Below are 10,196 nucleotides of genomic sequence, written 5' to 3'. Positions count from 1 at the left end.
CCGATTGCCGGTTCTCGCCCTCGTGGATTTGACGTGTGCGGCAACATCGATCCTGAGCTAGACAGCCGTTTGGAGCTGGAATTACGTCTTGATCAAAAAGAACTTGCAGAACATTTAATGTTAGTCGATCTTGCTCGAAATGATGTGGCTCGTGTGAGTGAATCCGGCACTCGCCGTGTGGTGGATTTAATGCAAATTGACCGCTATTCGCAGATTATGCACCTAGTTTCCCGTGTGATCGGCACACTTCGCTTTGATTTAGATGCCCTGCACGCTTACCAAGCCTGTATGAATATGGGGACGCTGACCGGTGCACCGAAAATTAAGGCAATGCAACTTATCTACCAAGTAGAGCAACAAAAACGCCACAGCTACGGCGGTGCGGTAGGTTATTTAACTTCAGACGGCAATTTAGACACCTGTATTGTGATCCGCTCAGCATTCGTGCAAAACGGTACAGCTTATGTACAAGCAGGCTGTGGCGAAGTGTTAGATTCCGATCCACAATTAGAAGCCGATGAAACCCGCCACAAGGCACGAGCGGTGTTAAAGGCGATTGCACAGGTAAATACTAGCCTGTAGGGACGCACTGCGTGCGTCCACAAGCGGTTTATTTTTACTCTAAATTTGCAAAATTTGAATTATAAGGACGCACTCAGTGCGTCCCTACCTAATAAGGTAACAACTATGGCAAACATTCTTTTTATTGATAACTTCGACTCTTTTACCTACAACTTAGTCGATCAATTCCGTGAGTTAGGGCATAAAGTCACCATTTTCCGTAATGATTACCCCCTAGCGGATTTCTTAGACAAAGCCTTGAACACGCCTGACTGCTTAGTGGCACTCTCCCCTGGCCCAGGCAACCCGGCTGAGGCGGGCAATTTATTGGAGATTATCCGCCGTTTGAAAGACAAAGTACCAATGATTGGAATCTGCTTGGGTCATCAAGCCTTAATTGAAGCCTTTGGCGGTAAAGTGGTACATACCGGCACAGTATTACACGGCAAAGTGTCTCGTATTGAGCACGACAATCAAGCGATGTTTGAAGGCATCAATAACCCGATGCCAGTGGCTCGTTACCATTCGTTGATGGGCGATGATTTGCCTGAAGAATTTATCGTTAACGCCAAATTCGAGCATATCGTGATGGCAATTCGCCACAAAACCTTGCCAATTTGCGGCTTTCAATTCCACCCTGAATCCATTTTAACGGTAGAAGGCACAAAATTACTTAAACAGTCGGTAGAATGGTTGTTAGGGGCAAAAAATGATTAGTGTATATGGTTTAAAACAGACATTGACAGACCGCCGAACCCAAATTGCCGAAGTCATTTTTGACTGTTTGGAAATGAGCTTAGGCGTGCCGAAACAACGCCACGCCTTGTGTTTTGAGTTGTTAGAGGCAGAAAATTTTTATCCGCCGATTAATCGTAGCGAAAATTTCATCGTTATTGAAATTAACCTGATGCTTGGGCGGAGCGAACAAATCAAAAAACGGCTGATTAAAGGCTTATTTAGCTCGTTGCAATCAAAAGTCGGGATTATGCCGATAGATGTGGAGATTACTATTAAAGAACAACCCGAACATTACTGGGGCTTTCGAGGAATGACCGGCAATGAAGCAACCGATTTGGAATATCAGGTACACCGCTAATCTGTTGATACATCAAGCGGTCAAATAAGGAAAATTTTATGCAAAAATTACTCGATAAATTATTCGCCAACCAAGCCTTAACCCAAGCGGAATCTCACGCTTTTTTTAGCGAAGTGGTGAAAGGCAACCTTTCCAACGAACAATTAGCCGCCGCCTTGATTGCGTTAAAACTACGAGGTGAAACAGTGGAAGAAATTGCTGGAGCCGCCACCGCAGCGTTAGAAAATGCTAATCTGTTCCCTACCCCGGATTACCCTTTTGCCGATATTGTCGGTACAGGCGGCGATGGGCATAACACCATCAATATTTCTACCACCTCAGCATTGGTAGCAGCAACGATGGGCTACAAAATTGCCAAACACGGTAACCGCAGTGTGTCGAGCAAAACAGGCTCAAGTGATGTTTTAACGCAATTAGGCATTAATGTTGGCATTTCACCTGAAACGGCACGCCTTGCCCTTGATGAAACCAACATCTGCTTTCTATTTGCCCCAACCTACCACAGTGGCTTTAAATATGCCGCACCGGTTCGCCAAGCCTTGAAAACTCGTACGCTCTTTAATATTTTAGGACCACTTATCAATCCGGCACACGCTAAACGTCAACTCCTTGGGGTTTATTCACCGGATCTGGTAAAAGTTTATGCTGAAACGGTGAAAGCACTCGGTTGTGAACATACGATTGTCGTTCATGGAGCAGGTTTAGACGAAGTCGCTATTCACGGCGAAACCTTAGTGGCTGAAATCCAAAACGGACAGATTGACTATTACACTCTCACCCCTGAAGATTTCGGCATTTCACGCCATTCTCTTAAAGATCTCAAAGGCGGAGAGCCTGCAGAAAATGCAGAAAAAATCACCGCTATCTTACAAGGTAAAGGCGAAGCCGCTCATATTGATGCGGTGGCGGTAAATGTAGCATTGTTGATGAAACTGTTTGGAAAGTCTGATCTTAAAGCGAATGTAGCAGAGATTAAAACTACCCTTGCCAGCGGAAAAGTATTTGAAACATTATCCAAATTATCGCAATATAACGATTAAATCTAAGCCCACAATGTGGGTTTTATCTTTTCCTTGCAGCTCTTTTCATTACAACAATGGGGAAACCGATGTTTGAACTTTATATTAATCCTCCAAAATCCTCTTGGTCACTCAGAGTATGGCTTTTGCTTAAAATGCTCGATATTCCATTTAACACAAAAATTGTTCGCTATTTGGCAGATATAAATCAACAACGCCAACAATTCCAACAATTTTCCCCCACCGCCAAAATTCCTGTACTGGTTGATCACAATCATACTGTTTGGGACAGCTTGGCTATTGTGGAGTATGTTGCCGAAAGTTACCCCCAAGTGTGGGCGGCGGATAAAATCGTTCGAGCGTGGAGCCGCAGTGCTTGTGCTGAAATGCACTCAGGTTTTACCGTTTTGCGAGAAATTTGTGATTTTCGACCGCTTGAACGGCTCGAATTAGCTCAAACTCCACCCGAATTAGTGGCAGAATTAACCCGCATTGATGAACTGTGGCAAGAAGGATTAAACCGTTTCTCTGGCAATTTTTTAGCCGGTAATGAATTTACCGCTGTTGATGCATTTTTCGCACCAATCGCATTACGCATTGAAACTTATGGCTTACATCGTTATTTCAGTGAACAAGCTCTTGCTTACCAACGCCGTTTACTCTCCTTGCCTGAATTAAATGAATGGTTAAAACACAAATGAAAAAAAGCATTTACGACACCCCAATTTTCTTTGAACGCTACCAACAACTTCGACAAAACCCGATTAGTATGAATGAGGTCGTAGAAAAGCCGACAATGTTCTCGCTACTGCCTGATTTAAAAGGCAAAAAAGTGTTGGATTTAGGTTGTGGAACTGGGGTTCATCTCGCCCATTATTTAAGTTTAGGGGCAGAAAAAGTGGTTGGATTAGATTTATCCGAATTAATGCTACAGCAAGCTGAAACCGAGCTTGCCGCACAATACCAAAAAGGAAAAGATTTCTCGCTCTACTGCTTACCGATGGAACGTTTAGATGAAATTCAAGAGAGCGATTTTGATGTCGTTACCAGTTCTTTTGCCTTTCACTATATTGAGGATTTTACCTCGCTACTTGCAAAAATTTCGGCAAAAATGACCGCTTGTAGCACGCTGATTTTCTCTCAAGAACACCCGATTGTTACTTGCTACAGAGAAGGATACCGTTGGGAAAAAAACGAAGCAAAACAACAAGTGGCTTATCGGTTAAATTATTATCGAGATGAGGGCGAGCGGGATCGCAGTTGGTTTCAACAACCCTTTAAAACCTACCACCGCACAATGGCGACCATTTTAAATCAGCTTATTCAAAGTGGATTTAACATTCTGCAAGTGGAAGAGCCGATGCTTACTGAGCAGCCTGAATGGCATAATGAATTTAAAGATTTACAACACCGTCCGCCATTGTTATTTGTAAAAGTACAAAAACAAAAATAGCAAACAGTGAGTTCTCAATGTGGTTATTTTACAATCAATTAAACATTATTTTTTAAAATTTGATTGCTCAATTTTCGTGAACCCACTATTATTTGTACTACCAGTACGGAGCGGTAGTTCAGCTGGTTAGAATACCTGCCTGTCACGCAGGGGGTCGCGGGTTCGAGTCCCGTCCGTTCCGCCAACAAATTTAAGCCTCTGAGAAATCAGAGGCTTTTTTATATTTATTAACTTATTCTAACTCCCCTCTTTAGAAAAGAGGGGCAGGGGGAGATTTGATTGCGATGCCCAAATTTCGTATGAGCGTAAAATTATTTCTGCCAAATCTCCCCTAACCCCTCTTTGCTAAAGAGGGGAATTTCATCGAGCATCTATTTATAATCCAACCCCAATCAACTTCTGTATCTGTCCCAACCCATTCAACCTTGTGCTGGTTAAATTTGGGGAAATTTTTAGCTCATCAAACATTTCGCTTAAATTAAAATGCTCAAGCTCTTCTGCTGATTTTTCAGTAAGTGCCGTTACCACAATAAATAAAATCCCCTGCATTAAACGGGCATCACTGTAGGTCTGTATTTTTCTTGGTTCAAGTTGGAACTGAAACCATAATCGGCTTTCGCAACCTTCAATTTCAGGTAAGTCGGCAAGCTCGTCTGCTGTTGGTTTCGGTAGCTGACGACTAAATTGAATTAACAAGCGGTATCTTTCTTCCCACGATTTGCAATCTTCAAATTTTTGGTAAATCTCTGCTAATATCATAGTATCCTCAATAAATTTGCAAAAGATTTTAACAATCTGACCGCTTGTTGTTAATGATTTTATGAAAATTTGCTAGAATAAACAAATTTTCGAATTCAAAAGAGGAAATAATAATGGCATTAGTCCCAATGGTGGTAGAACAGACCTCAAAAGGCGAACGTTCTTACGACATTTATTCACGCTTATTAAAAGAGCGTATTATTTTTTTAAACGGTCAAGTTGAAGACCAAATGGCAAATTTAATTGTGGCACAACTACTCTTTTTAGAAGCGGAAGATCCGGAAAAAGATATTTATTTATACATTAACTCGCCAGGTGGTGTAGTAACGGCAGGACTTGCAATTTACGATACAATGAATTTTATCAAACCTGATGTGGCAACTCTTTGCACCGGGCAAGCAGCCTCAATGGGGGCATTTTTACTTTCTGCCGGAGCAAAAGGCAAACGCTTTGCTCTGCCGCACGCTCGCATTATGATCCACCAACCGTTAGGAGGGGCGAGAGGTCAGGCGACTGATATTCAAATTCAAGCAGAAGAAATTTTACGTTTGAAAGAGATGCTTACCCGCAGAATGGCTGAGCATAGTGATCAGCCTTTTGAGAAAGTAGCAGCGGACACCGAGCGTGATAATTTTATGTCTGCCAAAGAAGCTGCTGAATATGGATTAATCGACAAAGTTTTAACCTCTCGCAGTGAGGTGGCATAATGGTGTTTGAAAAAGAACCACATTGCAGTTTTTGCGGTAAAAAACGCACCGAAGTCGATCAATTAGTAGAAGGTACTGAAGGCTATATTTGTAACGAATGTATTGAAGAATCTTACGCTCTGCTACACGGCGAAGAAGAGCCGCTAATTGATGAAAGCCAAGAAGATGAAGCGAGTTTCTTCACAAATGTCCCAACGCCGCACGAGTTACATCAACATTTAGATGATTATGTCATCGGGCAAGAACACGCCAAAAAAGTACTTTCTGTGGCAGTTTACAATCACTACAAACGTTTAAGAAGTGCGTTATCAAATTTTGATGCCACAAACGGTGTGGAATTAGGTAAAAGTAATATCTTATTAATCGGACCAACAGGAAGCGGTAAAACTTTACTGGCAGAAACGCTTGCTCGCCGTTTAAATGTGCCGTTTGCGGTTGCCGATGCAACAACCCTTACCCAAGCTGGCTATGTGGGTGAAGACGTGGAAAACGTGATTCAAAAGTTACTGATGAAATGCGATTTTGAAGCAGAACAAGCGGAACGTGGCATCGTCTTTATTGATGAAATCGACAAAATCACCCGCAAATCGGAAAGTGCTTCAATTACCCGAGATGTTTCGGGTGAAGGCGTGCAACAAGCCTTATTAAAACTGCTTGAAGGCACGGTAGCTAATATCAATCCGCAAGGTGGTCGTAAGCACCCGAAAGGCGAAACTATTCCGGTGGATACTTCCAAAATCCTATTTATTTGTGGTGGGGCGTTTGCAGGTTTAGATAAAATTGTAGAATCTCGCACAAATACGCAGGGCGGTATTGGCTTTGGTGCGGCATTGAGAAAAGATAAAGATCGCCAAGATTTAACAGAATTATTCAAACAAGTTGAGCCTGAAGATTTGGTTAAATTCGGCTTAATTCCTGAGTTAATCGGTCGTTTACCTGTAGTTACGCCACTACAAGAGTTAGATGAAGAAGCCTTGATTCAGATCTTAACCGAGCCTAAAAATGCAATTATCAAGCAATACCAAGCCTTATTCGAAATGGAAGGCGTAGAATTACACTTCACCAAAGAAGCATTAATCGCCATTGCAGGCAAAGCCATTGCCCGTAAAACAGGGGCTCGCGGTTTACGTTCAATCGTAGAAAACTTGTTGCTTGATACAATGTACGATCTCCCAACCTTAAATGCGAAAAAAGTAACTATCGGCAAAGGTTGTGTGGAAAACGGCGATAAGCCGAAGGTGGAATAATAGTTACGAAATATTTGAAAGTTTAGAGGATTTTTAAACAAAAAATTTCAAACTATTTACAATAAGGGAAGAATGTAATGGAACCAAAATTTACCATTAACCATAAAATAGTTAATTATATTGTGGATATTTCTTCCCTTGTTGGTCGGCTATCATTAGAAAAACGGGATCTGCATTTACGGAAAGAGCAACGTATTCGATCAATCCAATCCTCACTGGCGATTGAAAGCAACCCTTTGACCCTAGAGCAAGTTACAGGTATTTTAAACGGTAAACGTATTCTTGCTCATCCTAAAGATATTAGAGAGGTCGAGAATGCTTACCAAGCATACGATCTTGCTTTTACGCTAAATCCATATAAATCCAAAGATTTACTACTTGCTCACAAACTACTCACTCAAGATCTGATTAAAGAATCGGGGAAATTTAGAAACAGAGAAGTTGCTGTCTATAGCGGAGCAAATATTGTCCACATAGGCGCTAAAGCTGATTTTGTTCCTAAATTAGTTCAAGACCTACTTAAATGGGCAGAAAAGAGTGAAGTCCATACATTAATTAAAAGCTGTATTGTTCATTTTGAATTGGAAATAATCCACCCTTTTGCAGATGGAAATGGCAGAATCGGACGTTTATGGCAAAGTTTAATTTTAAGTCAATGGGATTCACTTTTTGAATGGCTTCCTATTGAAACTATCGTGTATCAGCATCAACAGCGTTACTACCAAGCACTTAATAGTAGTAATACAAAAAACGATTCTACCGATTTTATTGAGTTTATGCTTGAGGCAATCCTTGCTACATTAAATGCTTATTCAACCAATAAAATGAGCGATAAAATGAGCGATAAAGAGCAAGTTATCTTCCAAAAAATGAAGGACTATTTATCTGAAAATGCGATGATTACCAACCAAAAAGCCGTACAGTTACTAGAATTAAGCCCAGCCACAGCAAGACGATACCTAGCAAAATTTGTGAAACTCGGTTTACTGACAGCACAAGGTGAAAATAAACATAGAATTTATTATTTGAGTAATATTAAATGAAAATCTGGCAAACAAAATCCCTTATCACTTGGCTACTTGCACCGTTTTCATTGCTGTTTTGGTTGATTAGCCACATTCGCAAGCGGTTATATTCTCTGAATATTTTGCAATCGTACCGTTCACCTGTGCCTGTGTTGGTGGTGGGTAATATTTCGGTTGGCGGTAATGGTAAAACGCCGGTGGTGGTTTGGTTGGTGGAACAATTACAACAACGCGGAGTAAAAGTGGGCGTGATTTCTCGTGGTTATGGCGGGAAAAGTAAAACATTTCCACAGCTTGTTACCTCACAAAGTTCTGCTGAAATGGTTGGTGATGAGCCTGTGTTGATTGTACAACGTACCAATGTGCCGCTTGCGATTTCTCCTAATCGGCAGCAAAGTATTGAATTATTACTTAGCCAATTTGAGTTAGATTTAATCATCACCGATGATGGATTGCAGCACTACGCACTACAGCGAGATTTGGAATGGGTGGTGGTTGATGGCACAAGGCGTTTCGGCAACGAGTTTGTATTACCTGCCGGTAGCTTGCGTGAGCTGCCAAGCCGTTTAAATTCGGTAGATGCCATCATTTGCAACGGCGGAATTGCCAAGTCAAATGAACATTTAATGAGCCTAGAGCCAAGTTCAGCAGTTAATCTTCTAACTAATGAATATAGACCTTTAAGTGAATTTAGCCAACCTTGTGTCGCCATTGCAGGAATCGGGCATCCGTCTCGTTTTTTCACGATGTTGGGGAAATTAGGCATTCCGCTTGCCAAAACGCAAGGCTTTGCCGATCATCAAGATTTTGATGCCAATCAACTGAAAACATTAGCCGACAGTCAAACTCCATTATTGATGACGGAAAAAGATGCGGTAAAATGCAAAGCATTCGCTCAAAAAAATTGGTGGTATGTGCCGGTTTCTGCAAAATTTTCGGAAAAATCGACCGCTTGTTTATTAACGCCAATTCTACAAAAACTAGGAAAAGAAAATGAATGAAAAAGTACTCAAGAACCTTGTCTGCCCTGTCTCTAATGAAAAGTTAGAATGGGATAAAGAGAACAATCTATTAATCAACCCTAAGCTCAATATTGCTTATCCGATTAAAAACGGCATTCCTGAATTGTTACCCGAAGCAGGGAAAGCTTTATAAAGATAGGGCTGATTTAAATCAGCCCTTTGTTTTATTTGAATAAGTTACCCAAAATTCCTTTAGCTGCTTGAGCTAATAAGTCATCAGCCCCTAGATTTTTTAAATCATCTACATTGCCGTTTGGAGTCAAAGTATCCACGATTTTAGGGAGTAGCTGAGCTAATAAATCACTCGCATCTGTCGCATCCACACCGGCGTCTTGAGCTGCATTTTGAATATTTTCTTGACCAAAAACATTACTGATTTGCTCGCTTGATACCGGAGCATTATCTTCATCGCTGCTAACCCAAGTGCGTAATAAATCGTCTAAGCCGCCTTCTTGGAATTTAGCGATTAAACCTTCCACACCACCTTGTGATTGCAGTAAGTTTTGAATTAATTGAATAGCGGTTGATTGGTTGTTGCCGCCCAAAACAGACGATGCCAATGAACCTAAAATATTACCTAACATAATTTCTCCTAAACAAGCGGTCGTTTTTTCTCAAAATTTCGCAAAAAATCGGTGAAATTTAACCGCTTGCAATACTGATTAACGAGCTAAAATCGCTCGCACTCTTTCCAAATCTTCCGGCGTGTCCACCCCCACTTGTGGGGCTTCTTTTGCCAGTTCGATATGAATTTTTTCGCCATACCATAAAGCACGCAACTGCTCTAAGGATTCTAATTGTTCCAATGCCGTTGGCTGCCAAGCCACATACTGTTTCACAAAGCCGGCACGGTAAGCGTAAATGCCAATATGGCGTAAGTAGCCTTGTGAAGCAATAAAACTATCATCGCAATCCGGAAAGCTATCTCTGGCAAACGGAATTGAGGCACGCGAGAAATATAACGCCATACCGTTTTTATCCACCACTACTTTCACTGCGTTTGGGTTGAATAACTCCTCACGAGTTTCTAACTTCACACCAAGCGTTGCCATATTGACTTGGAAACTATCTAAATTGCGAGCAACCTGAGCGACAATCACAGGTGGAACTAGCGGCTCATCGCCTTGAATATTGACGATAATTTCATCATCGGCAATCGCCATTTTTTCAATCACTTCCGCCAAACGCTCCGTGCCGGAATTGTGTTTGTCTGACGTCATACACACTTCCGCCCCAAATGCTTTTGCAGTGGCTTCAATTTCGGGATGATCGGTGGCAATAATTAATCGAGTCGCCCCCGAAAGTTG

At 41.6% G+C, this 10,196-nt stretch carries 13 protein-coding genes, 1 tRNA gene and 1 pseudogene; 12 read left to right on the top strand and 3 right to left on the bottom strand.

The window, feature by feature from the left end; translation table 11 throughout:
• The 7 genes from ACJHV0_RS09920 to ACJHV0_RS09890 all read left to right on the top strand — a co-directional run.
• On the top strand, positions 1–582 hold a 582-nt coding region (locus tag ACJHV0_RS09920), incomplete at its 5' end, for a chorismate-binding protein (RefSeq protein WP_483134090.1).
• Positions 583–687: 105 nt separating this feature from the next.
• Positions 688–1,278, top strand: a complete 591-nt coding sequence (locus tag ACJHV0_RS09915) for an aminodeoxychorismate/anthranilate synthase component II (protein WP_483134089.1) — start codon at positions 688–690, stop codon at positions 1,276–1,278.
• Positions 1,271–1,657: a tautomerase family protein gene (locus ACJHV0_RS09910; RefSeq protein WP_483134088.1), complete on the top strand. Its 387-nt coding sequence runs from the start codon at positions 1,271–1,273 to the stop codon at positions 1,655–1,657. Before ACJHV0_RS09915 ends, ACJHV0_RS09910 begins: the two co-directional genes overlap by 8 nt.
• Before the next feature lie 38 nt (positions 1,658–1,695).
• A complete protein-coding gene (gene trpD / locus ACJHV0_RS09905) occupies positions 1,696–2,697 on the top strand; it encodes an anthranilate phosphoribosyltransferase (protein ID WP_483134087.1) in 1,002 nt (333 codons plus the stop codon).
• Positions 2,698–2,765: 68 nt separating this feature from the next.
• Entirely contained in the window at positions 2,766–3,377 is a 612-nt protein-coding gene (locus ACJHV0_RS09900) for a glutathione S-transferase (RefSeq protein WP_483134086.1), read from the top strand.
• Positions 3,374–4,129 carry a class I SAM-dependent methyltransferase gene (locus tag ACJHV0_RS09895; protein ID WP_483134085.1) on the top strand — a complete coding sequence of 252 codons (756 nt, stop codon included), beginning with the start codon at positions 3,374–3,376 and terminating at the stop codon, positions 4,127–4,129. The genes ACJHV0_RS09900 and ACJHV0_RS09895 overlap by 4 nt, the downstream gene beginning before the upstream one ends.
• Before the next feature lie 107 nt (positions 4,130–4,236).
• Positions 4,237–4,313: transfer RNA gene (locus ACJHV0_RS09890), tRNA-Asp, on the top strand.
• Positions 4,314–4,504: 191 nt separating this feature from the next.
• Here ACJHV0_RS09890 and ACJHV0_RS09885 read toward each other — a convergent pair.
• Positions 4,505–4,888 (bottom strand): SufE family protein, encoded by a 384-nt coding sequence (locus ACJHV0_RS09885; RefSeq protein WP_483134084.1) that lies wholly within the window; start codon positions 4,886–4,888, stop codon positions 4,505–4,507.
• A 113-nt stretch (positions 4,889–5,001) separates the two neighbouring features.
• On the opposite strand from ACJHV0_RS09885, the gene clpP reads away from it, so the two are divergent.
• From clpP to ACJHV0_RS09860, 5 genes are all read left to right on the top strand, one after another.
• Positions 5,002–5,595, top strand: coding sequence for an ATP-dependent Clp endopeptidase proteolytic subunit ClpP (gene clpP / locus ACJHV0_RS09880; protein WP_188156747.1), 594 nt, complete (start codon positions 5,002–5,004; stop codon positions 5,593–5,595).
• Entirely contained in the window at positions 5,595–6,842 is a 1,248-nt protein-coding gene (gene clpX / locus ACJHV0_RS09875; RefSeq protein ID WP_483134083.1) for an ATP-dependent protease ATP-binding subunit ClpX, read from the top strand. Before clpP ends, clpX begins: the two co-directional genes overlap by 1 nt.
• Positions 6,843–6,919: 77 nt before the next feature.
• Positions 6,920–7,885: a Fic family protein gene (locus tag ACJHV0_RS09870; RefSeq protein WP_483134082.1), complete on the top strand. Its 966-nt coding sequence runs from the start codon at positions 6,920–6,922 to the stop codon at positions 7,883–7,885.
• The gene (gene lpxK / locus ACJHV0_RS09865; protein WP_483134081.1) at positions 7,882–8,868 is read left to right on the top strand and encodes a tetraacyldisaccharide 4'-kinase; all 987 of its coding nucleotides are present in this window, start codon (positions 7,882–7,884) and stop codon (positions 8,866–8,868) included. Before ACJHV0_RS09870 ends, lpxK begins: the two co-directional genes overlap by 4 nt.
• Positions 8,861–9,022: a Trm112 family protein gene (locus ACJHV0_RS09860; protein WP_283386233.1), complete on the top strand. Its 162-nt coding sequence runs from the start codon at positions 8,861–8,863 to the stop codon at positions 9,020–9,022. The genes lpxK and ACJHV0_RS09860 overlap by 8 nt, the downstream gene beginning before the upstream one ends.
• A 31-nt stretch (positions 9,023–9,053) precedes the next feature.
• Here ACJHV0_RS09860 and ACJHV0_RS09855 read toward each other — a convergent pair.
• Positions 9,054–9,485 (bottom strand): annotated as a pseudogene (locus tag ACJHV0_RS09855) (YidB family protein); the annotation flags it as partial.
• Between the two features lie 66 nt (positions 9,486–9,551).
• The coding region (kdsB, locus tag ACJHV0_RS09850; RefSeq protein ID WP_483134080.1) for a 3-deoxy-manno-octulosonate cytidylyltransferase at positions 9,552–10,196 on the bottom strand (645 nt) is incomplete at its 5' end.

This window comes from Mannheimia sp., assembly GCF_056854775.1.
This window is presented reverse-complemented; position numbering and strand designations above follow the sequence as displayed.

Bases quoted from the DNA above. Each gene is read 5' to 3' on its own strand.
- ACJHV0_RS09900 (WP_483134086.1), top strand. From the start codon at position 2,766: ATGTTTGAACTTTATATTAATCCTCCAAAATCCTCTTGGTCACTCAGA.
- clpX (WP_483134083.1), top strand. From the start codon at position 5,595: ATGGTGTTTGAAAAAGAACCACATTGCAGTTTTTGCGGTAAAAAACGC.
- ACJHV0_RS09915 (WP_483134089.1), top strand. From the start codon at position 688: ATGGCAAACATTCTTTTTATTGATAACTTCGACTCTTTTACCTACAAC.
- ACJHV0_RS09895 (WP_483134085.1), top strand. From the start codon at position 3,374: ATGAAAAAAAGCATTTACGACACCCCAATTTTCTTTGAACGCTACCAA.
- trpD (WP_483134087.1), top strand. From the start codon at position 1,696: ATGCAAAAATTACTCGATAAATTATTCGCCAACCAAGCCTTAACCCAA.
- clpP (WP_188156747.1), top strand. From the start codon at position 5,002: ATGGCATTAGTCCCAATGGTGGTAGAACAGACCTCAAAAGGCGAACGT.
- ACJHV0_RS09870 (WP_483134082.1), top strand. From the start codon at position 6,920: ATGGAACCAAAATTTACCATTAACCATAAAATAGTTAATTATATTGTG.
- ACJHV0_RS09910 (WP_483134088.1), top strand. From the start codon at position 1,271: ATGATTAGTGTATATGGTTTAAAACAGACATTGACAGACCGCCGAACC.
- lpxK (WP_483134081.1), top strand. From the start codon at position 7,882: ATGAAAATCTGGCAAACAAAATCCCTTATCACTTGGCTACTTGCACCG.
- ACJHV0_RS09885 (WP_483134084.1), bottom strand. From the start codon at position 4,888: ATGATATTAGCAGAGATTTACCAAAAATTTGAAGATTGCAAATCGTGG.
- ACJHV0_RS09860 (WP_283386233.1), top strand. From the start codon at position 8,861: ATGAATGAAAAAGTACTCAAGAACCTTGTCTGCCCTGTCTCTAATGAA.